Raw genomic sequence first — 22,313 nt, 5'->3', positions numbered from 1 at the left:
TTCCAGATAAATGTTTAGCGTAATTTAGGTGGAGTTGAACTATGATTCAAATTAATTGTTTTAATTATAACTATGAATGATATGGGTTTCTCTTATGGCTGATTTTAACTGGAAAGGAATTGACCTTAACTTATTGATTGCACTGCAGGCTTTGTATAAAACGAATAGCGTGAGTAAGGCTGCTGAGCGTTGTTATGTCAGCCAATCTGCGATGAGTCATAGCTTACAAAGGCTTCGAAAACTGTTTGATGACCCTTTGTTTGAGCGTGTAGGTAGTAAGATGGAGGCGACCGACCGAGCCATTGAATTATCGAGCACCGTGGATGCGCTACTGAATACCATCCAGTCAGAGGTACTGCTGTCTAAATCGTTTGATGCAGAAACGTATAAAGGGACTTGGAAGATTGGTCTCACGGATTATGCCGAGCAGATGTTCGCTCCAACAGTGTTTGACCTGATTAAACAATCCTCGCCTTATTCCCAAGTCGCGTTGTTCAATGTAAACCGGAGTAACTACCAGCAAGTCTTTGAAGATGCCAAGCTTGATATGACGATAGGCAGCTTTGGTGAGGTACCAAAGCAATATCGAACAAAGCATTTGTACACGGAGCAACATGTTTGTTTACTTGATCAGTCGGTTCTATCTATTGAGGAGCCGATGTCGTTAGCACAATTTGTTGCTGTCGAGCACGCGCTCGTTTCTCCCAATGGTTCCCTAAAAACGGGCGTAGACATTAAATTGGCGGAACTGGGTTATACGAGAAAAGTGGCGATTGCATCGAGTAATTTTTTAACCGTTAAGCGACTCATTCGTGGCAGAGAACTATTGTGTATTGTCCCCAAACTCGTTGCGCGCAAGGATATCGATAGCGAAGAAACTTTGCTGGCAGTGAAACCACCGATTGATGTTCCAGATTTTGATATCCAGCTTGTCTATCGTAAGACAAAGCAGTTAGAAGATAAAAATCAATTGCTTAGAAGGTTGATTGCGAAAGCGATTTCATCTGTGATGAGTGATTCAATTGATTAGTCGCGATGCGTCGTTAAGTTCGTATAAATTATCTCTAAAAAAAACAATTGATGACCAGAACGTGACTATACTTAATTTACGACTCAAAACAGTCGTAAAGAATAGGATTTTTGATTTACCTAAGTGAAAAATTGCTTATATCCTTATGATGTAGCTTAACTAACTACCAGTCTAAACGGACTTAGTTGGTCTTAAAGCGCTAGCTCCCCCTAGCGCTTTTTGTTTATTCTAAAAAGAGAATCGAGTCCATTTTTTTGCTCGCCAGCGATGTGCCATGATGATTCCACGGAACCATTCGTCCATTGCGATAGCCATCCAAGCACCAAATACGCCATAACCCCAGTGCACGCCAAGCAAATAGCTCATGGCAACCCCAATACCCCACATACTCAATATGCCCATTTTCACAGGGAACTTGATGTCACCTGTCGCTTTTAAGGATGAGATGAAGATCAGGTTAAAGACACGGCCAGCCTCTAACACAATTGAACCAGTGATCAGCAATGCAGCCAAGGCGATGATTTCAGGATCTTGAGTGAACAAATCCAGAATTTCAAAGCGGAAAATGTAGACCATACAAGTAATACTGGTCGAGGCGATAAAACCAACCACAAAGTAACGTTGTACGCGATGGGTGATTTCATCTATCCAGCCTTTGCCTATGTAATAGCCCGTTTGAATTTGGCTACCTTGACCAATAGCCAGTGCAAACGCAAAAGAGAGGCGAGCGATGTTCTGTGCGTAAGTAAACGCAGCTAATGAAGACGTGCCCATCTGTACCACGAAGAAAGTTATGCTGATCTGAGCCATGTTATAAGAGAGTACTTCTCCTGCGTTCATCGATCCGATCTGAATGATTTTTTGATAGATAGATTTAGGCACGGCTTTGAGCTGCTTAAGGGGTAAGTCTATTCCCTTACTTTTTACGACGCTGATTAAAAGCAAGAGACTGATCATTTGACTGATAACCGTTGCGGTTGCTACGCCTTGCACGCCATATACTGGTAGGCCAAAAGGTTGATACAGCACGCAGTAGTTACCAAATACGTTAATCACTCCCGCAATCAAGTTGATGATCATCGGTGACTTTGAATAGCCATGACTGCGCAAAATCGTCGTTAGCACCACGCCAATCGTTACATTGAAAGTGAGGGCGCCACTGATGAACAGATACTCTTGAGCGTATTGCTCTACTTGAGCTTCAAGTTGATAAAGTGGGATAAAATACTCAGCACCAAGAACGGCGATAATACTCAATAGAAGGCCAGTAATAATGGCTAATACGATGCTTGCTACTCCCACATGAGCACTCTCTTCATTACGAGAGGCACCGTTATATTGTGCGATTAATATCCCCGTGCCACTGCTGACCATGGTCGAGACAATGATCAGGAAAAAGGATATCTGAGAAATAACACCAACGGCAGACACGGCTTTGTCCGAGTATCCCGATAACATGAATACATCACTGGTATTGAGCGCGGTTCTTAATAGAACTTCAATAAAAATCGGCCAGGTGAGCGTTACGATTCCCATGCGTTTATTTAGGGCGGAATCAGCATTAGGCATTTAGGTTTTCTCAAAAAAAGGGTAGGCGACACTATAGTTTAGCGATTATTGAGTCAACGACTATCAAATTAATGTCCGGAAGAGTAATAAGGATAAATCACATTTTGATAAAACGTCAGAATTACGAGGTTTGAGGCGTGAGGACATTCTTATTGTGGTGATAAAGTCGTAGTTGTTTTTTATTTCATTGGTCTGATTTAAAACAAAAAGCGCCTTGGTAGGCGCTTTTAAAATTGGGGGGTAATGCAGAGTGCTACGATTGCTTAGCTGTTTCTAGCTTTGCATCTTTACCTGCCTGCTTTTTTTCAAAGCGCGAGATCCACCACCAAGCAAGACCAGAGAATACCGCTGTCATGAATACATTGATAAAGAAGGCTTGAATTAGGTCAACACCAGTTGGGAATGCAGACGCCGTCATACTCACAACAAAGATGCCGATAAGTACCGATACTACAGCCATACCTTGAACTCGAGTACCCATGCGGAAATCACGCGGTGTGTCGTCATGCTTCAAGCGGAATACAAAGTACGCCACCATGATGAAGATAGGCGGAAGCATTGCTGTACCAGCCGTTAGGTTGATTGCTGTGTTCATCATCTCTTGTACGGATTCTGAGCCGAAGCCGTTAACCACAAGCATCACGAATACAAACGCGAACTGCCACCAAGCTGCACGTACTGGCACGCCGTGTTCGTTCAGCTCTGTTGTCTTCTCGCCGTAAACACCTTTAGGGATTTCAGAGAAGTGAATTTTTACTGGCGCTGCCGTCCACATCATCATCGAACCGAACATGGCAACGAATAGGATAATACCGACGAAGCGACCCGTTAAAGATGGTGAAATGTCGAAGTAGTTCGCCATACCTGTGAATATTTCAACCATGCCGCCAGCGTAGGTCAGTTCATCACGAGCAACGAATACGTTTACCAGTAGCGAGCCCACTGCGTACATTGCGCCGATTGCGATACCTGCACCAATGATAACCTTGATGAAAGACCTGTGACCGCCCTTCACATCGTTGAGGTAAGCGGCTGCGGTTTCAGCACCACCAGCTGCTTGGAAGATCCAACACATGATACCGAGCGTTGCCCAGTTGATGGTCGGTGTCATGGCTTCAAGCGTGATTGGTTCTACTGGCTCATGGTTGCCACCCAGTGCCATTAGTGCACCGATAACGTAGATTGTAAACAGAGCGAATACACCGTAGGCCACGATCTCGGCAATCTTACCTAGCCAGCTCGCACCTTTGGTTGAGATGTGTGTCGCTGCTGCAAACAGAGCAATCGAGATAGCCGAGGTGACGACTGGCGAGAAGGCGTATTCATAGCCCAACATCGCGTAAGACGCATAAGCGATGACGTTGGGTAGTAGGGATACAAACCAGAAAAGGTTTACGAACCAGTATAGGAACGAACCTAGGTAGGCGGCTTTTGAGCCGAGCGGTTTTTTAAGCCAGTCATACATGCCTGACTCAGAATTTTTATTTGCGGATACGAATTCAGCAATGATGAACACGAATGGAATAAAGTAAATAAGGGTAGCGAGCAAAAAGATAGGGGCTGAACTCAATCCCAATTCGATGTTGTTGTTTACAATGTTGCGAACGTTAAATACCGCTGCAAATGTCATGGAAAGCAGGGCAAATTTGCCTAACTTACCGCGTACAGATTCAGACATGGTGTCCTCCAAGGGTCACGTAATTATAGTCGTTATATCTTTAAGCTTCTTTGTAGGGGAAGAAGCTTAAAGGCGTAATGCAGTGTGATTGAGCAATGAACAGCAAGCTTCAGTCACACTGTGAATAGATCTTGTTGTTGCTACTTTCGGCTATTTGGCTTCGGTAGCTTGTTTTCGGTTACTTACTTATTAAGGAAGTAGCCGTCTTCTATGGTCACTTTCAGTACCACTTTGCGAACTCGGTTATCACCGTGAAAGCGGTAAGCTTTGCTGTTATCAAAGATTGCCACTTGGCCTGCAACTAACTCACGAGTCTCGCCGTTACCCATGAGGTGTTCACGGTCGGTTTCATCGCTGTAAGCTTGGGTCTGTTCAAGTTGAGACTTAGCTGCAAACTCAACCGTTTCACGACCTTCCAAGTAGTAGTGCACATCAAAGTAACGGCGGTGACCGGTGAAGTTTTCTGTGTTACGAGCCACGCCGTCTTCAATCATGTAAGCCAGTGAGTCACCTATTGAATACATCACGCCATCTTTGATGTTGCCGATGTTTTCAATCGCTTCTACACAGCGCTGCCATTTACGACCGTCGCGGTAAACGACTTTAAATTGCTCTAGGTTGTCTAAAACGATCATCGCTTATGCCTCGTTCTGTTGTGGTTGAGTTGTTGGCGTATTCGCCGTGAAGAACTCGTTACCAAAGTTGTGATTGATTAGGTGTTGTGCGTCGCAATCACCTGCTTGGAATGGAATCAGAGTTAGGCCGTAGCGGAACTCATCCATGTACACACGGTAAGAATCCAACACTTCACTGCCCCAAGAGTTTGAGCCTAAGCCCATCACTTGGTGGTCTAGATTTAGGGTGATGTAGCCACTCTTCTCCAGTTCAATCGTATGCTGTGCTTGATGCAGGTTTTGGTTGGTGTAGAACCATGCGCTGAAGTTGATTTCTTGCTGTGGTTTTACTGCAATACCATTACCCGCGCGGCTTGAAAGCGCAGCCCAGCGAACGTGTTGACGGTTGCCATTATTTTGTGGGAACGGGTAGTTCTCGAACATCTCAGCCACGGTGGATTGGTAAACATCAATCATGTTGGCTTGCTTGCTGTCTTGGTAGTTCTCTTCAGGGCCGCGGCCGTAGTATTGAACTTGGTCGAAGTCGCCATTAATGCCCATGTCGAAACCAATCACTGGAATCACGTGTGGGTAATCACCGTAGCGTTCGCCACTTAACTCAACGTTTAATTGACCTTCGGCACTGATCTGGTAGCGATATTCACAGCGCATACCGAAATCGAATACTGGTGGGGCAATGATGCTGGTGGTGGTGATCTCGACCTTGCCGTTGTTTTCTTCAACACTTAGCGTGCGGAAGTGCTCCTGCATGATCTGTAGGTGTGCCGGTTCCCAGTAACCATCGTGCTCTTGCTTATGGTTATCGATCATTGGCTTGAAGAAGTTCAGCTTAGGATCCGACTTAATCAGCTCTTCGCCATTGACTAACCATGACGTCAGTTTGCCATTCACTTTCGAGAAGTTCAGAGCAAAGTTGTGGCCTTTGATTAGGTAAGCTAAACGAGACTCTTCTACATTCAGTGCTGTCGCATTGTTGTTGGTGAAGACTTCTAGCTGTGCAGTATTCTCTTTCACTTGGAATTGGTACACCGCGATGTCGTGGTTCGCTTCGCTGTAAGGCGTGCGAGAATCTTTGCGCACCGTAAAGTTCACAAACACCTCACGCTCATCAAACTGTGGCAAGTTAAGCGTCAGTTCACGACTAGAGTTCTCAGCCAGTTCTTCAACCTTGATGTGTTGTACAGCAATGGTTTCACCCTCAGCGCGGATTTCCGCAGTGATGGTGTAGTCATCGATGTTTGAGAACCACAGCTTGTTGTCTACCGTGAAGGTGCCCGTTTGTGCATCGAAATCACGAAGCTTCACTGGGGCAATCACTTGCTTGTACTCTTTCAAGCCAGGGCCCGGCGTTTGGTCTGGGTAGATCAAGCCGTCCATGCAGAAGTTGTAGTTGTTCGGGTAGTCACCGTAGTCACCGCCGTACTTGTAGAATTCCGTCCCCGCTTCATCACGCGCTAGAATGCCGTGGTCACACCATTCCCAAACATAGTGACCTTGAATCGCGTCATGCTTGTAGAACACGTTTTGGTATTCAGTTAAACCGCCCGGGCCATTACCCATTGCGTGTGCGTATTCACAGATAATGCGTGGTTTTTCGTGTGGGAATTCACCGAAGGCATTCATTAACTGAGCGCGTGAGTACATGGTTGAAATGATGTCGACCACTTCAGCATCACGGTCTTCTTCATAGTGAACCAGACGCGTGTCATCAATTGCTTTTGCAGCATCGTACATAGAACGGATGTTGCAGCCGTAGCCAGATTCGTTACCTAGCGACCACATGATGATAGAAGGGTGGTTCTTTTGAGCGTGAATGTGACGCTCGATACGCTCAACAAACACCGCTTCCCATGCCGGATCGTTAGTGATGCGGCTTAGGTCGCCAACGTTAGCAAAACCGTGTGTTTCGACATCAGTTTCGCCCATCACGAATAGACCGTAGATATCACACAGTTCGTAGAAGCGTGGGTCATTCGGGTAGTGCGCCGTGCGTACTGAGTTGATGTTGTGCTGCTTCATCAACACTAAGTCTTTCTCTACGCGATCCATGCCAACCGCACGACCTTTGAGGTGGTCGTTGTCGTGACGGTTTACACCGTGCAGCATCACGTATTTGTTGTTGATGTAGAACAGACCATCGCGAACTTTGATGTCACGGAAACCAACACGTTGTGGAATCACTTCTAGCACTTTGCCATCGGCGTCTTTTAGCGTCAGCAATAGTTGGTAAAGGTATGGGGTTTCAGCGTTCCATTGAACAGGGTTCACCACATCGATAGAGAATTGAGTATTCGCATTGCCATCGACGCTTAAGTTATCTACTGAGCCTTGCGAGATAACTTGGCTGCCATCAAGCAATGTGTACTCAAGGGTTGCATTGGTCGCTGCTGCTAGGTTTTCTAGTACAACGTTGCAGGAAAGCGTCGCGCTTTGGTAAGCATCATCAAAATCAGTGCGAACCGTTAGGTCTTGAACGTGAAGTTGTTCTTTACCTACTAGGTAAACATCACGGAAGATACCGCCCGTCCACCACATGTCTTGGTCTTCAATGTAGGTGGAATCGGCCCACTGCATCACGCGAATAGAAAGTAGGTTGTTGCCTGCTTTTACCTGGCTAGAGATATCGAACTCAGCGGTTAAGCGGCTGCCTTTGCTAAAACCTACGTACTCGCCGTTTATGTAAACTTCGAAGTAAGTTTCAACGCCATCAAATTTAATGATGGTTTGTTTCTCGTCCCAGCTTTCGCCAAGGAAGAAAGAGCGTTGGTATGCACCGGTTGGGTTGTCTGATGGTACGAAAGGCACATCAATTGGGAATGGGAAACCTTCATCTGTGTATTGAAGATCACCGTGTCCTTCCATTTGCCACATGTTTGGAACCGTGATGTTGCCCCAGTCGCTCATTTCCTGAGAATAGAACGCTTCAGGCACCAATAACGGATTGGTGAAATAGCTGAAATTCCATTGGCCACTCAATAGTTGGAAGTGGCTGCTCAGTTCACGTTGAAACGTTTTTGCATTTTTTTCTGATGCGTACGAGAAAAAGTATGCACGCGGTGCCATACGGTTCTCATGTAAGTTCAGGAAGTTTTCCCAGTTGTTCACGTTGCCTCTCTCTCGGTCTGAATGCAGTTTGCTGACCGACGTTCTTATGCGTAATTGGGTCGTAGTGAATACGAGTATTTTTGGATTGAGGTAATTATTAGTAAAAGTTTTACTAAATGAAATTAGTGAAAACGTTTTACTTTAACTTCATCACGTTTTTTATGGTCTTTTTACGGTGCTGTGTGATCGACTTAAAAGAATGCTATGTGCTGATTGATGAAGCCGGTGAACGAGGGAGATATATGGAGATTGATGTCTGTGATGGACACAAAAAAGGCTGCTTTCAACAAAAGCAGCCTTTATTTATCTATTTGATATATTTAATTATTTTGTTGTGTCACGCAGCTTAAGCTTACTTGGTACATAGACGCGTAATGGGATGGTTCGGCCGTCGCGTACTTTCTCAATCAGCAGGTTAACGCCTTGAATTCCCATCAGTTCAGAGTGAATACGAACAGTTGATAAAGATGGGAAGGTAAATTTAGCTGTTGGGATGTCATTCACACTGATCAGCGCAATATCTTCAGGAATGTTTAATCCGTGCTCATGAACGGCTCGTAAAACGCCAATTGCGATGGAATCTGACGCAATAAACATGGCTTTAGGGTAGTCGCCCGTCGCGAGCATCTGTTTTGCAAGCTTGTAACCTGAAGAGCTAGAGAAGTCACCGCGGTAGATGTCTTGCTCACTGACAACGTTCTTGAGGCTGCCATATTCAGCAAAGGCCACTTCGCGAATATCAGCAGTATTGATGTCGTCTTGACCGCCAATAAAGCCGATGCGTTGGTAGCCTTGGTTGATAAAGAAGTTGGTGATCTCTTTGCTGATCAAAGCCAGGTCGATATCGACAGAGTCATAAGGTTCTGAGTGATCGGTAAAATCGACATAACAGATATTATCGCTCAGCTTCTTAGCTTGCTCGATAACCTCTGGTGTCATTCTTCCCACCAACAAAACACCTGTGATCGGTGCTGAATTGATCTGTATTTTACTTTCATAACAGTTGGTTAGCTTAACTTCCATCTTTTCACATTGGGTTTCAATCCCGTGGCGAATCGATAGATAGTAAGGGTCGTTAACCTCAGCTTCTTGCTTGTAGTTATACAGTGCTAGGAAGTGATGGTTTTGTTTTTTACTGCTAACGGTTTTTCGTGAGCTGCTGGTTTTGTATTCCAACTTCTCTGCAATTTCAAAGATACGCCTTTTGGTCTCTTCCTTGACGCTTAATGTTGGATCTTCATTGAGAACCCTTGAAACTGTCGCCAATGATACATTCGCTTCAGTCGCGATATCTTTTAATGTTGCCATACTCACTTCCTGTTATTGGAACATTGCGCTGCTTTGAAATTGGTATTTAGTAAAAAGCAATGCACCTCTTTATTTTGCAGACCTATTGTAATCAAACTGGACGTCATTGCATTAACTTTTAGTAAAATAAATGTCCAACTCATCTGTGATGTCTCAAATCTAACTATCTATAATTATCTTATTAAAATTCAATGAATTAGAGGTTAATAGCTATACATTTCCTCTATGTCATGAACAGTACCAATGATGAAAGTTAGTGTAAACGTTTACACTTCGTGGTTTTGATCACAGAATTATAGTCAAAATGGCTGCTACTATTTCTGACATACGGAGCTACTGAGCTGAATGTCAGTTCGAGTTAGCCCACGAATGACGACAAAGAGAGGTTGATTGTGAAAGTACTGGTTACGGGCGGCATGGGTTACATCGGAAGTCATACATGCATTCAAATGATACAGGCAGGTATGGAGCCAATCATTGTTGACAACCTTTGCAACAGCAAAGAGCTAGTGCTGGAGCGAATCGAATCGCTAACGGGTAAGCGACCAACGTTTTATCTTGGCGACATTCGTGAGCAATCTTTTTTAGATAGCGTGTTTGCAGAAAATGATATCCAAGCTGTGATTCACTTCGCTGGCCTGAAAGCGGTAGGGGAGTCGGTGGCTAAACCTTTGGAGTATTACGATAACAACGTTAATGGTTCATTAGTGTTAGCGCGAAGCATGAAGAAAGCGGGCGTGAAAAGCATCGTATTTAGTTCTTCGGCTACCGTTTACGGTGACCCAGAAGTAGTGCCGATTACTGAAACTTCACCAACTGGCGCGACAACTAACCCGTATGGTCGCAGCAAATATATGGTGGAAGAGTGCTTAAGTGATCTGTTCAACGCGGAGAACGATTGGAGCGTGACGTTACTGCGTTACTTCAATCCAGTCGGCGCACATCCATCGGGCACTATGGGTGAAGACCCACAAGGTATCCCAAATAATTTAATGCCGTTTATCGCTCAAGTAGCCGTCGGTCGCCGTGAAAAACTGGCTGTTTTTGGAAACGATTACCCAACCGTCGATGGCACAGGGGTCCGCGACTATATTCATGTCATGGATTTAGCGGACGGCCATGTCGCAGCACTAAAAGCGGTTGGCGAGAAAGCAGGGTTACACATTTACAATCTCGGTACAGGCAAAGGTTCAAGCGTACTCGAGATGGTTGAAGCCTTCGCACAAGCGTCTGGCAAACCGGTTCCTTATGAACTTTGTCCACGCCGTGCAGGTGATATTGCCGAATGTTGGGCAAGCACCGAAAAAGCAGAGCGTGAACTTGGTTGGAAGGCGACTCGCAGCGTGATGGAGATGACGGCGGATACGTGGAACTGGCAGTCGAATAACCCGAACGGCTATTAACCTGTGTAATTGAAGCTGCCTAGCTGCAACTCCAATTTCTTAGGAGAAGGCTGAGATAAGAAAAGAGAGATTCCAGATATCTCGATCCTCGATTCTGGAGTGACAAAATTTAACGCTACGGTTCTAAACGTCATTCCCTACCGCAAGTAACGAGCGTGACAGGGAATCTCCTCGCAGAAGAATGATTCATCTTGGTGAATTGACCAAGACACAAAATTTGAGAGCAATCTAAGCATGTCAAAAGTTGAATTTAACCCAGTAGACCATCCGCACCGCCGTTATAACCCATTAACGGGTCAGTGGATCTTAGTTTCACCGCACCGAGCAAAACGTCCTTGGAGTGGTCAAGATGAGAAACCCTCAACAGCGCAGCTTCCTGCGTATGAGAAAGAGTGTTTCTTGTGCCCAACCAATACGCGTATCTCGGGTGATGAAAACCCAGATTACGATGGTACTTATGTATTCAGTAATGATTTCGCGGCGTTGATGCCTGATTCACCTGATGCTCCAGAGTCTGATAACCCTCTATTCAAGACTCAGGGTGTACGTGGGTTGAGCCGCGTAATCTGTTTTTCTCCGGACCACAGCAAAACGCTGCCGGAGCTTCCAATCAATAAGATTCGCGGTGTTATCAATACCTGGAATGAACAGATTGAAGAGCTAGGTAAAGACTACCTGTGGGTTCAAGCGTTTGAAAACAAAGGTGAGACCATGGGCTGTTCTCAGCCACACCCACACGGTCAAATCTGGGCAAACAGCTTTTTACCTAACGAGATTGAACGCAAAGACAAATTGCTAAAAGAGTACTTTGCGCAACAAGGTACAAACTTATTAGTGGATTACGTTGAAGCTGAAATGAAAGACGGCTCTCGCACTGTGGTTGAAACGGAACATTGGATTGCCGTGGTGCCTTACTGGGCAGCATGGCCTTTTGAAACCATGTTGCTACCTAAAACACACATCCGCCGTATGAGTGAACTGACGGACACGCAGCGTGATGATTTAGCGGTTGCGATTAAGAAGCTGACCAGTCGTTACGACAACTTGTTCCAATGCTCATTCCCTTACTCAATGGGCTGGCATTATGCGCCGTTCTTCGAAGAAGGCACCGACATCGATCACTGGCAACTGCATGCATTGTTCTACCCGCCACTGTTACGTAGTGCTTCGGTTCGTAAGTTCATGGTTGGCTACGAAATGTTAGCAGAGTCTCAGCGTGATTTAACCGCAGAACAAGCAGCGCAACGTCTGCGTGATTTGAGTGACGTTCACTACAAAGAGCAGGAATAGCCTACTTCGTAGATAACGAGCGAGATCCCTGATATCTCGTCCCTCGATTCTGGAATGACGACAAGTGGGAAGTCGATGTTGTCATTCCCTATCGTGAGAGACAAACGAGATAGGGAATCGAAGAGAATTAAAGTGGCGCCATAAAGGGGCCATAACCATTTGATTAAAGAGTTTAAGCAGAGAGTTTACTTATGTCTGATCTAATCCAAAATGTGAAAGCATCTTTTGAGCAAGTCCTTGGTTACCAAGCGACTCATATTATCCAAGCGCCAGGTCGTGTGAACCTGATTGGGGAGCACACTGACTACAACGACGGTTTTGTTCTACCGTGTGCCATTAACTACCAAACGGTCGTTGCAGCGGCTAAGCGTGACGACAATATTGTGCGCGTAGTATCAGTGGATTACGGCAATGCCGTGGATGAGTTCGATTTAACGCAAGCGATCACATTTCAACAAGACAAGATGTGGGCGAACTACATTCGTGGTGTAGTGAAGTGCTTAAAAGGTCGCGGTTTTGAATTTACAGGTGCCGATATCTCGGTAACGGGCAACGTGCCTCAAGGTGCCGGTTTAAGTTCTTCTGCGGCACTGGAAGTGGTGATTGGTCAGACATTCAAGGTGCTTTATAACCTAGAGATCAGCCAAGCCGAAGTCGCGTTAAATGGTCAGCAAGCTGAAAACGAATTTGTGGGTTGTAATTGCGGCATCATGGACCAAATGATCTCTGCAGAAGGTCGCGCAAATCACGCGATGCTTTTGGATTGTCGTAGCCTAGAAACTCAAGCGGTTTCAATGCCTGAAGACATGGCGGTGGTGATCATTAACTCGAACAAGAAACGTGGCTTGGTCGACAGCGAATACAACACGCGTCGTGAGCAGTGTGAAGAAGCGGCGTGCATCTTCGGTGTTCCGGCACTTCGTGATGTGACCATTGAACAATTCAAAGCGAAAGAGTCTGAGTTAGATGAAATGGTCGCAAAACGTGCTCGTCACGTGATTACTGAAAATGACCGTACCGTTGAAGCGGCTCAAGCTCTGCGAACCCATGACATGAAGCGTATGGGTGAGCTGATGGCTGAATCGCATGCATCAATGCGTGATGATTTTGAAATCACGGTCAAAGAGATTGATACGTTGGTTGATATGGTCAAAGAAGTGATCGGTGATCAAGGTGGCGTGCGTATGACCGGCGGTGGTTTCGGGGGCTGTATTGTGGCATTGGTTCCACCTGCGTTGGTTGATGAAATCAAAACAACCGTTGAACAGAAATATCAAGCGGCAACGGGTCTAAAAGAATCAATTTATGTGTGCCAAGCGAAAGACGGCGCAGGCTTAGTTGAAGTAATCTAACGGCTTCGAGACTTAATATAGAGCTTACCAAGTAAAAAGATCATGGTAGGCCAAATGCTAAAGCCTTTACCTCAAGGTAGAGGCTTTTTACTGGCAGTAGAAGGAATTTAGAATGACACAAGCGCAAAACCTGCATCAATCCATGACGCAGACTCCAGCCTATGATGGCCAACCCGCTCAGTTAGTGACGCTATCAAATACGCATGGCATGCAAGTGACATTCATGGATATTGGCGCAACGTGGTTGAGCTGTATCTTGCCAGTAAAGGGAAATAAAAGAGAGGTTTTGTTGGGTGTAAACTCAATGGAGAACTTCGAGAAACAAGCCAGCTATATGGGCACAACCGTTGGCCGTTATGCAAATCGCATTGCTAATGGTCGCTTCAAAATGGATGGTCAGAACTACAAGCTGGAAACCAACCAAGCGGGCAATACCTTGCACGGTGGCCCGAATGGTTTTGATAAACGTCGTTGGAATATTGCCGAGCAAACCGAAACGTCAGTGGTGTTTACGCTAGAGTCTGCTGATGGCGACCAAGGCTTTCCGGGGAATTTGAATGTGTCGGTGCGTTATGAACTCACTGAAGGTAATCGAGTTTCCATTCATTACTTGGCAACGACAGACAAGCCGACCGTGGTTAACCTAACGAATCATGCGTACTTCAATCTACTTGGTGCAGAAACCGGGCACGATTGCTTGTCACACATTGTCAGCATCAACGCCGATCAATTCTTGCCGACCAATTCGGTAGGCATTCCATTAGGCAACCTTAAATCGGTGAAATCGACTAGCTTCGACTTCAATCAGCCTATGATGATCTCAGAGCGTTTGTTGGGTGATGAACAGCAGAAAGCAGCAAAGGGTTACGACCACTCTTTCTTGTTGGCTGATGGCTGTAAGCGCACTCAATGCGCCGCGACCGTAACGTCACCAGATGCGCTCGTCACACTAAAAGTCTTTTCAACCAAACCTGCGATGCAGTTATACACCGGAAACTGGCTTGGTGGCACACCAAACCGAAGTGGTGGCAGCTATGAAGACTACGCGGGGTTGGCGCTAGAAACCCAGTTCTTACCTGACTCTCCTAACCACCCAGAGTGGAAGCAGGACAGTTGTATTCTCAAGCCTGAACAAGAATATAACTACCGTACCTGTTACCAGTTTGAATTTTCGGGGGATTCTTCAAACTAGTACGCTCTGGCTTAAAGTGGTTACGCGAATGTCTTTTGCTCGTGAATAGAGCGATGTGAATCATCACATTGTTCTTGGGGGATGAGTAAAAGTGGCGCTCAACAAAAGGGCGGTTGATTCAGCGTGATTGTTGAGTCTCTGAGTAAGGTAGGAAAGCCCTAACAGACTAAAGTGTTTCTGTTAGGGCTTTTTTTTGTTTGCTGTTTAGTCCGTTGACCAGAACTTAGATTTTCTCTACCGAATTACGGCGTACCAAAGTCGGAGAGAACATCATTGGCTCAGTTGAGGTGTTTTCACCTTTGGCTAAGTACAGCGCGAGTCGTGTCGCTTTCTCCGCCATCATCTGAATTGGATAGCGAATAGTAGTCAGCCTTGGATGAACATAGCGGGCAATCAAGCCATCATCGAAACCGATGATCGACATTGTGTCCGGTGCTTGAATACCGTTTTCATCAAGCACAGACAAAGCTCCTGCTGCCATGTAATCGTTGTACGCTACAATGCCGGTGATTGGCAGTGATTTAGTCAAAAGGTTGGTCATGGCGTATTCGCCACCGTCACTGGTGGGAGTCGAGTACTCAATATAGTTGTCCGATAGTGCTATTTTGTAATCTGAAAGTGCTGACAAATAACCTTGTACACGCTCATCAGCATCTTCAATGCTGTGCGATGAAGCGATGCAGGCAATATTGTTATGACCATGGCGAATCAAGTATTCCGTCGCAAGATACGCGCCTTTCTTGTTGTCCAAAAAAATACAACGGTTGGCAATCTCAGCAATATAACGGTTGATCAGTACCAAGCCCTTGACCTCTTTGGCGTAGGCAATCAGCTCTTCGTCAGTGAGTCCTTTCGAGTGGATCACCAAGGCATCGCAGCGACTATTAATCAGTAATTCAATCGCTTGTCTTTCTTCTTCACGATCGTGTGAGCCATTACCGACGAGGATGTGCTTTCCGTTCTCACGAGCAACATTATCGACAGCTTTAACCAGCGTGCCAAAGAAGGGATCGGAGATATCACCAACCAACACACCGACGGTATTGGTACTCTGGCTTACCAGCGCGCGAGCATTGGCATTCGGGCGATAACCGAGTTTAGACATCGCTTTAGTGACGGACTCAATTGAGTTTGCGCTTGCTTTCGGAGACTTATTTACGACTCGAGATACCGTTGCAACAGAAACTCCCGCTTCCTTTGCTACATCTTTAATGGTTGCCATGAGGGACCTTTCGTGGGCTAAATAACGTTAACCGGAGTATTAAACACCCATTGTGTAATCAGTGCAATTATCACCATTTTTATATTGCGATGAATTCACCATTACTCTATGAATTTATTGAATATATGTGAAGTGTAAACGTTATCTTCTATAGGTCAGTGTTTGAATCGATTGGCTGCAACAAAACAAAAATCGCGGTCATCGATGCGACCGCGATTTTAGAGTTTATGTTTTATTGTACAGACCTAGAACATGGCATTAGGAAAACTAGTTGTTGTTCATCCAGTCGACCATTTGAGTTTTATAAACGTCACTATTGCCACCGAAAATAGCTTGTACACCAGTGCCCACTCGCACGACACCTGCTGCGCCTAGCGCTTTCAATTTTGCTTCGTCGACTTTGTCTTGCTCGTCGACTTGGATTCTCAAGCGAGTGATACACGCATCTGTGCTCAAGATATTTTGCTTGCCACCAAATGCGCTGACCAATTCACGGGCAAACTCTGAGCTTGTGTCATTGATTGCTTTGCTGTTGTCTTCTTCTTCACGGCCTGGTGTTTTGAGATCGAATCTCTTAATAAACCAAGTGAAAACTATGTAGTACAGCACTGCGTAAGCCAAACCTAGTGGTATGATCATCCAGCCTTTGGTTGAGATACCAAAGAAGGTCACGTAATCGATAAGACCCGCACTAAAGCTGTAGCCATGTTTGACACCCAGAATAATACACAGTGGATAAGCGAGCCCTGCAATGATCGCGTGAATCACGTAAAGCGCTGGTGAGATGAATAAGAACGCAAACTCAATAGGCTCTGTGATACCGGTTAGGAATGATGTCAGTGCAGCTGAGACCATGATGCCCATGACTTTGGTGCGATTCTTTGGTTTCGCAGCTCGGCCAATTGCAATTGCAGCGGCAGGAAGGCCAAACATCTTAAATAAGTAGCCACCAGCTAGGTTGCCCGCATTGGGATCGCCTGCGAAGAAGCGAGGAATTTCCCCATGGAATGCTTGGCCAGCTGCGTTTACAAACTCACCCGCTTGAAGTTGAATAATCACGTTAATCACATGGTGCAGACCAAATGGAATCAACGCTCGCTCAGCGGTGCCGTAAGCCCAGAATGCCACCAATGGATTTTGTTCCGTAGCCCAGGAGCCAAACCAATCAATGCCAGCACCGATTGGTTGCCAAATAAATGCAATGGCGACGCCCAAGAACAGCATAGAAAATGACGTTACGATTGGAACAAATCGCTTACCAGCAAAGAAGGCCAAATAAGCGGGCATCTTAATGGTGTAGAAGCGGTTAAACATATACGCACCAACCGCACCAGAGATGATGCCGCCAAGAACACCCGTGTCGATATGATCTACACCCAGCACGCCTGCCATGACTTTCAGTGTCGCCACCAGAACGTAATAACCGATACCTCCCGCTACCGCACTGACACCGTCATTGTTGGTGAATGAAATCGCCACACCTAATGCAAAAATCAATGGCAGGTTACCGAAGACTGCGCCACCGGCTTCTGCCATTAACTCAGAAACCACCGGTGGAATAAACCCAAATTGTGCCGAGCCAATGCCCAATAAAATACCCGCTGCGGGCATTGAGGCTATGGGCAACATCAAGGCTTTACCTACTTTAGACAAGTTGGCAAAAAAGTTAGCAAACATAAATATACTCCAATTTGTTATATAAAATTTGGGGTGCAATATCATCGATAAGTAATGGCAAAAAGGGGATTAGCGATAGCAGCGAAATTATGGTTTGCAGGGGGTAGGAGCATAAACATAAAGTAGGTTGCTATCGCTAAAGCTTTTAAAGAGTGAATTTACCGTTGGCGGAGAGGCTTTTGTTGTGAATGCTTTTTGCATTCAACAATCGATGAATTATCTTCGCCTGAATTACTCAACCGTAGGGCTGCACTAGAACTTAGTTTATTTTTGCTAAAAATGAGGAATATAAAAAGAGTGTGTTTTTTATATTTCAAGTTCCCCATAATGGTGTTTTTAGACACTTTTACTTGACTGGGCCATGATCAAACTAATATAAGGAACTTAAACTTAGCTTTGGAGTGCCTATTTTGGATGGTATTAACCTTTTTCGATATTACGAACGGCTAGAAGAATTTGAATTATTGCTCGAGCATGCCGTCACACTTGCAGAGACTGCAGACAAGATGTGCACCAGTCCACGGCATGCGCGTACCATCCTTAAACAGATGACGGAACGTAAGTGGGTTGCTTGGATGCCACGAGTCGGGCGAAATCAGCGTTCGACTCTCATTCGTCGCATCGGCCGCACCGAGGTGAAGCGCTCTATTGCCTTGGAGTGGATCAAAGAGAGCAAATACGACCGGGCTCTGGAGTTTCTTGAATACAATCAAGTGGTTTTCGAACAGTTGTTGAAGCAGACTTCTGGAGCACAAGTGACAGAAGGCAAAGTGAGTGTACAATTGACTTATAATCGGCCATTTGCTGCTCTTATTCCGACAATGCCGCATCGTAATAGTGAGCGCTATTTGATTCGTCAAATCCATTCTTGTTTGGTTTCAATGAACTCAGAAGGCGATTTGATTCCTAATATTGCACACCATTGGGAAGCCGATGAAAATTGGACAGTGTGGACCTTTTATCTTCGTCCTTCCGTGAGCTTTCATTCGGGTGGCAAAGTTGATGCTGAGGTTGTCTCGCAACTATTACTTGAACTACAAGCACTGCCTTATTATCGAAATGAACTCTATCACCTTGAAGCCATCACGGTTGAAACGCCTTATCGATTTTCTGTTCATCTCAGTCGAAGTGATAAAGGCTTTGCTGCGTTGATGAGTGATTTAAAGTACTCGCTCCAACCACCGGAACAACTCAAACACGCATCATCTAATGTTGTTGGTTGCGGTATCTTTTCCCTTGAAATGCACTCAGACAGCAAGCTGACCTTAGCGGCTAATGAGCACTTTCATGGTTTCCGATCTTTGACGGATAAAGTGACGATTTGGTCTTTAAATTCGTCCTTGGATAACCATGAACAAGCCTCTGGTGATTCATGTGGTGTGCCTGACACAGAGCCGTATTCTAAAAAAATCATCACCAATGCGAGCAGTGAGTTCAATAAAAGTGCATTGGAAAGCCATCATACGCCAGACTTTCAACATACCGCATCAAGAGATCGGATTGAGGAAGGTTGTCTGTTTATTATTTTCAATCAAAACAACCCAAGCTTATCTTACCCTCAGCGTCGTTGGTTGAGCGAGCGACTAAACGGAGAGGAAATTTGGCGCCAGCTCGAACTTAATGAAACGACATTTGGAGCCGAAATAGCGCACAACTTCTTCCCTTTCTGGCATAACGTTAAACAGATCAGAAGCCAACAAACCGAATTGCCTCGCTCAGTTCAGATTGCCTGCTATTCCCACTTAGGGGTTCAACGCAGCGCCAAAGCTGCGGCACAAATATTGTCGAAGGCTGGCATTGAAGCGCAGATCAATCTCTACTCTTTTGAAGTGTTCATAGAGAAAGCACAGGGTGATGGCTTCACTGAAGAGATCGTCATGAGTAGCCTTAATCTTGATGATAACCGCCAAGTGTCGGCTCTGTTGTACTTTTTGAGTGATCCTGTTCTGCATGCCACAATTGGATCTGATGTGAGTGAATGGCTGGTGGTTGAGCTTAACCGTATCCGAGAGAATTTCTCACCCAACGAATACCTCAATCAACTCGAGCAACTAGGCTCTGTTCTTATCTACGAAGGCTTAATTACTCCGATGCTCCACCATAGGCAAACGCTCAGCTTTCTCGATATCTTTAAAGGCGTGAAAATCACCGCTTGGGGTTGGCCAAAATTGAGTGAGATCTGGTAACAGTTACTGACAACTTTTATGCTCTTTACTTCGCAGTAATGAGAGCTTTACCACTTGTAATTATTAGACTTAATGCTAGTGTAAATATTTATAGTTTACTTAATTTTAGTAAATATCGTTCTAGGTAAAAAGTAGCTCAATATAGGATGTGAGAAATGGATACTGTCTCTTATGGTGACTTTGCTAAGTTAGAAATGCGAGTGGGTAAGATCGTTGAGGTTGTGCGTCATGAAAACGCGGATAAGCTGTACATCGTGCAAGTGGATGTCGGTTACAAGACGCTGCAAACGGTGACCAGTTTAGTTCCTTACTACACAGAACAAGAGTTGATGGGCAAGCAGGTTGTTGTTTTGTGCAATCTAGCGAAGGCGAAGATGAGAGGCCACACTTCTGAGTGCATGTTGTTATGTGCCGAAACAGAAGACGAATCTGAAAGTGTATTGCTGACACCGGAACGTGCGATGCCAGCAGGTATTCGAGTCGTTTAAGCGCGCTTTAGGTTGGAGAGCCAATGTGTTCACCAACCTAAATGAACTCGCTTTGAAGGGCAATTGGCTATCTAGAGCAACTCGCTGCGCACGGTCATTATCAAACCATCAATCACACTGTGGTGGTGATCGGAAACCCCGGCAAGGTTGCCGTATTTAGGCTGGTGGCGATCATTTTCTAATGGGTGATGCCAACCTTGCGTGTGTTTAACAAAGTGTTCCGCAAAGCTTTCAGACACCTCTAAACATCCTGCCAATACCGTATCGACATAGGTTTGAACGATAGGGCTGTTTTCGCAAGGTGCTTCAATCTCGTTTTTGATGTATACCCAGATCGCTTGCTCCTGCTTGAACTCATCTTGGCTTTCGATCTGAGAAGCCTTTAATTCAATTCGGTGATAGCCACGCTCACGTCGATCAAATTCAGCCAGTGCAATATCATCCACTTCAAGCAACACACCATTGACTTGTCCCTTGCCAAGATTGACGATCAAAGGTGATAACACATAGCTGTCATCGATCTTGCTCCAATGGCGCACTAAGCCATGAACAATCGCAGGGATCGCTTGCCCTGTCTGACCGGTAAGCTGGCGTGAACATGAGTTGATTAAGCTGCCATAACCAAAAATATACATCGCATTCCTTGTCTGAGATCTTCCATTTAAGTTTTAGTCTTACTATATGTGGCGAGATACAAAAAGTCAGTAAGTTTCTATTTATACATCTATATGTCTTTATGACTCTTTCTGTTGTGTTTTTTTGACTTGTTTATTGGCTAGTAAATATCGTGAGTCGCTGTTTTTACTGGTTTTATCTAATTGGCGCGTTTCATGCAATGTGATCTGCATATTGCATCGGATTTGATGCACACCAAATTTGGTTTAGGTAATACCTTGGCCGCTTATCTGAGAATGAGGAACGAGTTTGTTAAATATCACAGATAAAAGTGTAGAAGAGGCGATTCCTGCCTATCTTCGTTTGGGGTTTAGACCTTTCTTCTTTTTAGGCAGTCTCTATGCTGTGATCGCGATTGTGGCTTGGGTTATCATGTTCCAAAACGGTCAGCCAGAGATTTTAAAAGTTCCCGCACTGTGGTGGCACGTGCATGAAATGCTGTTTGGTTTCTCGATGGCGATTGTGGTCGGCTTTGTGTTAACAGCGGTACAAACGTGGACAGGGGTAAACGGAACCAAGCACTATCGGTTGGCAGCGCTAGTGGGCTTATGGCTCACTCCTCGTATTCTGTTTTGGACCCCCGCACCGTTATGGCTGATCTCGTCGGTTGAGGCGCTGTTCTTGATCTTCGCCGTTTACGAAATGGGTTTCCGAGTCGTTAAATCGAAAGGCTGGAAGAACCTGTTCTTTGTGCCACTGTTTATATTGGCTATCGTGGCGAACTTTGCGAGTTACGCGACCATTAAGGGGATGCCTCCATTCCCATCGTCTGCCGTTTGGCAGGCCATGTTGTGGTGGTTTACCTTGCTGCTGTCTGTAATGGGTGGACGAGTGATTCCATTCTTTACGGCGCGTCGTTTTGATTTTGAAAAAGCTCAGCCCTTGGTTTGGTTGGAATGGTTCGCCAATCTACCTTTGGTGGGGTTATTTGTGTTGAGCTTCTTCCCATTGACTTTTGCTCAAGTTGGTCATGAGTTGATGGTATTTGCAGGGGTGGCTCAATTGGTACGCTTCATTCGCTGGAAACCGTGGACGACACTGTCAGAACCTTTGGTGTGGTCACTGCATGCGGCTTACCTTTGTATCCCTCTCAGTTTGCTATTACGTGGTTTATTAGACAACCCGTTCGCGAGCCATAACATGTTGCACTTGTTTGCGATTGGTGGTTTGAGTGGGTTAATTTTGGCGATGATTACGCGCGTGACCATAGGGCATACCGGTCGTGCTATCTATAAAGGGCCGAGTATGGCTTTGGCGTTCTCAGCTATTTTTATTGCGGCACTCGTTCGTAGTGTAGGTGTGACTTTATTTCCGGCGTATTTATTTGAGATGGTCAACATCAGCGCGGGTTTATGGACGTTAGCGTTCGGTCTGTTTATCTGGAAATTTGGCATGATGCTGTTAACGCCAAGAGTGGATGGTCACCCGGGTTAATCGGGGCACGCCTAAACCTGAACGATGATTAACTTGAACCATGATGAAAGGAAGTGTTGGTTCTCAAGT

At 45.4% G+C, this 22,313-nt stretch carries 16 protein-coding genes; 8 read left to right on the top strand and 8 right to left on the bottom strand.

All coding sequences use genetic code 11. From position 1 onward, the window contains the following. The first annotated feature begins 94 nt into the window (after positions 1–94). Entirely contained in the window at positions 95–1,030 is a 936-nt protein-coding gene (locus OCU36_RS10495) for a LysR family transcriptional regulator (protein WP_261837959.1), read from the top strand. Positions 1,031–1,258: 228 nt separating this feature from the next. On the opposite strand, the gene OCU36_RS10490 is transcribed toward OCU36_RS10495, so the two are convergent. The 5 genes from OCU36_RS10490 to ebgR all read right to left on the bottom strand — a co-directional run bounded on the left by OCU36_RS10490 (position 1,259) and on the right by ebgR (position 9,325). Beyond that, positions 1,259–2,599, bottom strand: coding sequence for an MATE family efflux transporter (locus tag OCU36_RS10490; protein ID WP_261837958.1), 1,341 nt, complete (start codon positions 2,597–2,599; stop codon positions 1,259–1,261). Positions 2,600–2,852: 253 nt separating this feature from the next. After that, positions 2,853–4,277: an amino acid permease gene (locus tag OCU36_RS10485; protein ID WP_261837957.1), complete on the bottom strand. Its 1,425-nt coding sequence runs from the start codon at positions 4,275–4,277 to the stop codon at positions 2,853–2,855. A gap of 182 nt (positions 4,278–4,459) precedes the next feature. Then, complete coding sequence (locus OCU36_RS10480) at positions 4,460–4,912, bottom strand: beta-galactosidase subunit beta (RefSeq protein ID WP_261837956.1); 453 nt, start codon at positions 4,910–4,912, stop codon at positions 4,460–4,462. 3 nt (positions 4,913–4,915) lie between these two features. Next, positions 4,916–8,017, bottom strand: a complete 3,102-nt coding sequence (ebgA, locus tag OCU36_RS10475) for a beta-galactosidase subunit alpha (RefSeq protein ID WP_261837955.1) — start codon at positions 8,015–8,017, stop codon at positions 4,916–4,918. A gap of 324 nt (positions 8,018–8,341) precedes the next feature. Continuing rightward, a complete protein-coding gene (ebgR, locus tag OCU36_RS10470) occupies positions 8,342–9,325 on the bottom strand; it encodes a transcriptional regulator EbgR (RefSeq protein WP_261837954.1) in 984 nt (327 codons plus the stop codon). Positions 9,326–9,717: 392 nt separating this feature from the next. Between ebgR and galE the strand changes: the two genes are divergently transcribed. From galE to galM, 4 genes are all read left to right on the top strand, one after another. Then, complete coding sequence (gene galE, locus OCU36_RS10465) at positions 9,718–10,728, top strand: UDP-glucose 4-epimerase GalE (protein ID WP_261837953.1); 1,011 nt, start codon at positions 9,718–9,720, stop codon at positions 10,726–10,728. A gap of 234 nt (positions 10,729–10,962) precedes the next feature. Continuing rightward, a complete protein-coding gene (locus OCU36_RS10460) occupies positions 10,963–12,018 on the top strand; it encodes a UDP-glucose--hexose-1-phosphate uridylyltransferase (protein ID WP_261837952.1) in 1,056 nt (351 codons plus the stop codon). A 191-nt stretch (positions 12,019–12,209) separates the two neighbouring features. Next, positions 12,210–13,370, top strand: coding sequence for a galactokinase (gene galK / locus OCU36_RS10455; RefSeq protein WP_261837951.1), 1,161 nt, complete (start codon positions 12,210–12,212; stop codon positions 13,368–13,370). A gap of 112 nt (positions 13,371–13,482) precedes the next feature. Beyond that, complete coding sequence (gene galM, locus OCU36_RS10450) at positions 13,483–14,562, top strand: galactose-1-epimerase (protein ID WP_261837950.1); 1,080 nt, start codon at positions 13,483–13,485, stop codon at positions 14,560–14,562. Positions 14,563–14,785: 223 nt separating this feature from the next. On the opposite strand, the gene OCU36_RS10445 is transcribed toward galM, so the two are convergent. Both OCU36_RS10445 and ptsG read right to left on the bottom strand, forming a co-directional pair. Next, positions 14,786–15,784, bottom strand: coding sequence for a substrate-binding domain-containing protein (locus OCU36_RS10445; protein WP_261837949.1), 999 nt, complete (start codon positions 15,782–15,784; stop codon positions 14,786–14,788). 267 nt (positions 15,785–16,051) lie between these two features. Further along, positions 16,052–17,461, bottom strand: coding sequence for a PTS glucose transporter subunit IIBC (gene ptsG, locus OCU36_RS10440; protein ID WP_261837948.1), 1,410 nt, complete (start codon positions 17,459–17,461; stop codon positions 16,052–16,054). A gap of 401 nt (positions 17,462–17,862) precedes the next feature. Between ptsG and OCU36_RS10435 the strand changes: the two genes are divergently transcribed. Further along, positions 17,863–19,647 (top strand): SgrR family transcriptional regulator, encoded by a 1,785-nt coding sequence (locus OCU36_RS10435; protein ID WP_261837947.1) that lies wholly within the window; start codon positions 17,863–17,865, stop codon positions 19,645–19,647. A 155-nt stretch (positions 19,648–19,802) separates the two neighbouring features. Next, entirely contained in the window at positions 19,803–20,135 is a 333-nt protein-coding gene (locus OCU36_RS10430) for a tRNA-binding protein (RefSeq protein ID WP_261837946.1), read from the top strand. A 71-nt stretch (positions 20,136–20,206) separates the two neighbouring features. On the opposite strand, the gene OCU36_RS10425 is transcribed toward OCU36_RS10430, so the two are convergent. Then, positions 20,207–20,770, bottom strand: coding sequence for a gamma-glutamylcyclotransferase family protein (locus OCU36_RS10425; RefSeq protein WP_261837945.1), 564 nt, complete (start codon positions 20,768–20,770; stop codon positions 20,207–20,209). Positions 20,771–21,059: 289 nt separating this feature from the next. On the opposite strand from OCU36_RS10425, the gene OCU36_RS10420 reads away from it, so the two are divergent. Further along, positions 21,060–22,244: an NnrS family protein gene (locus OCU36_RS10420; RefSeq protein WP_261837944.1), complete on the top strand. Its 1,185-nt coding sequence runs from the start codon at positions 21,060–21,062 to the stop codon at positions 22,242–22,244. The last annotated feature ends 69 nt before the right edge of the window (positions 22,245–22,313 follow it).

Origin of the sequence: Vibrio artabrorum (assembly GCF_024347295.1) — a bacterium.
In the GTDB taxonomy this organism is placed as follows: Bacteria; Pseudomonadota; Gammaproteobacteria; order Enterobacterales; family Vibrionaceae; genus Vibrio; species Vibrio artabrorum.
Note: the sequence above shows the minus strand (reverse complement) of the source record. Positions and strands in the feature narration are given on the sequence as shown.

Excerpts from the sequence above, each read along its gene's own strand:
- OCU36_RS10495 (WP_261837959.1), top strand. The coding sequence starts at position 95 with ATGGCTGATTTTAACTGGAAAGGAATTGACCTTAACTTATTGATTGCA.
- OCU36_RS10490 (WP_261837958.1), bottom strand. The coding sequence starts at position 2,599 with ATGCCTAATGCTGATTCCGCCCTAAATAAACGCATGGGAATCGTAACG.
- OCU36_RS10485 (WP_261837957.1), bottom strand. The coding sequence starts at position 4,277 with ATGTCTGAATCTGTACGCGGTAAGTTAGGCAAATTTGCCCTGCTTTCC.
- OCU36_RS10480 (WP_261837956.1), bottom strand. The coding sequence starts at position 4,912 with ATGATCGTTTTAGACAACCTAGAGCAATTTAAAGTCGTTTACCGCGAC.
- ebgR (WP_261837954.1), bottom strand. The coding sequence starts at position 9,325 with ATGGCAACATTAAAAGATATCGCGACTGAAGCGAATGTATCATTGGCG.
- OCU36_RS10460 (WP_261837952.1), top strand. The coding sequence starts at position 10,963 with ATGTCAAAAGTTGAATTTAACCCAGTAGACCATCCGCACCGCCGTTAT.
- galK (WP_261837951.1), top strand. The coding sequence starts at position 12,210 with ATGTCTGATCTAATCCAAAATGTGAAAGCATCTTTTGAGCAAGTCCTT.
- galM (WP_261837950.1), top strand. The coding sequence starts at position 13,483 with ATGACACAAGCGCAAAACCTGCATCAATCCATGACGCAGACTCCAGCC.
- OCU36_RS10445 (WP_261837949.1), bottom strand. The coding sequence starts at position 15,784 with ATGGCAACCATTAAAGATGTAGCAAAGGAAGCGGGAGTTTCTGTTGCA.
- ptsG (WP_261837948.1), bottom strand. The coding sequence starts at position 17,461 with ATGTTTGCTAACTTTTTTGCCAACTTGTCTAAAGTAGGTAAAGCCTTG.
- OCU36_RS10430 (WP_261837946.1), top strand. The coding sequence starts at position 19,803 with ATGGATACTGTCTCTTATGGTGACTTTGCTAAGTTAGAAATGCGAGTG.
- OCU36_RS10425 (WP_261837945.1), bottom strand. The coding sequence starts at position 20,770 with ATGTATATTTTTGGTTATGGCAGCTTAATCAACTCATGTTCACGCCAG.